General features: G+C 76.2%; 1 pseudogene. It reads right to left on the bottom strand.

Features of this window, described 5'->3' with window-relative positions:
• Positions 1 to 1094: pseudogene (locus tag B4U45_RS28510) on the bottom strand (PE family protein); the annotation flags it as partial.

The raw sequence follows: 1094 nt of genomic DNA, 5'->3' as shown, positions 1-1094 counted from the left end.
GCCCAAGCAGCGCAGAATTACTGAACCCGCCGGCCCCGCCGACCCCGCCGCTGCCGATGAGCTGGCTGCCGCTGCCGCCGGCACCGCCGGCGCCCGCCACGGTACTGGCCGGGTTTCCATAACCGCCGGTTCCGCCCGGCCCGCCGTCGCCCAACAGCCACCCGCCGGGCCCGCCGGCCCCACCGCTACCGCTGGGATCCCCGAGGCCGCCCCAGGCTCCGGCCCCTCCGGACCCCCCGGAGCCCCACAAACCGGCCGCCCCGCCGTCGCCGCCGCGCTGGGCCCCACCGGGGCTGGCGGACCCGCCCGCCCCGCCGTCGCCGATCAGCCAGCCACCATCTCCGCCATAGCCGGCAGAGCCAGGGAGGCCGGGGCTGGAATTGCCGATCAGCGGACGCCCGGTCAGCGCCTGGACGGGCGCGTTGGCTGCTTGGGTGGCAAATTGTTGCAGGCTGTGCCACGGCGACGTGCTCGCCGGAGCGTTGTATCCGTCCAGACCCAGCAAAAGCCCGCTGGTCCCGCCGACGCCGGCGTGGTTATAGCCCATCGGGCTGAATCCGATGGTCCCGCCCACCCCGGCGTTGCCGCCGTTGCCCATCAGCACCGCGTTGCCCCCGTTGCCGCCGAGCCCACCGGCCGCGACGCCGGCGCCGCCGGCTCCACCGCCACCGCCGCTACCGAACACCAGGGCGCCCCTGCCGCCGTTCCCTCCGGCGCCCCCGACACCTTGAGAAATTCCGCCGGCCCCGCCGATACCGCCATTGGCGGCCAGCAAGCCGCCACTGCCGCCGGCCCCGCCGTGACCTCCGGATTCGAAGCCGAATCCGCCCGCCCCACCGGACCCGCCGGTGGAAAACAGCAGGCCCCCGAGGCCGCCGGCCCCGCCGGCACCCCCACCGACCTCACCGGACCCGCCGGTCCCGCCGGCCCCGCCGCTGGAGAACAGCAGCCCGGCGTTACCCCCGGCACCCCCGGTACCGCCGGTGCCGCTCACACCAAAGCCATCTCCGCCGGCTCCGCCCAGCCCGCCGGGGCCGAACAACAGCCCGCCGTGACCGCCGGCACCGCCAGTTCCGCCGTTGCCCGCAAAGCCA

The sequence above is a fragment of the Mycobacterium persicum genome, from assembly GCF_002086915.1.
GTDB classification, from domain to species: Bacteria; Actinomycetota; Actinomycetes; order Mycobacteriales; family Mycobacteriaceae; genus Mycobacterium; species Mycobacterium persicum.
The sequence above is the reverse complement of the archived record's forward strand: the minus strand, read 5'-3'. Positions and strand labels throughout refer to the sequence as shown.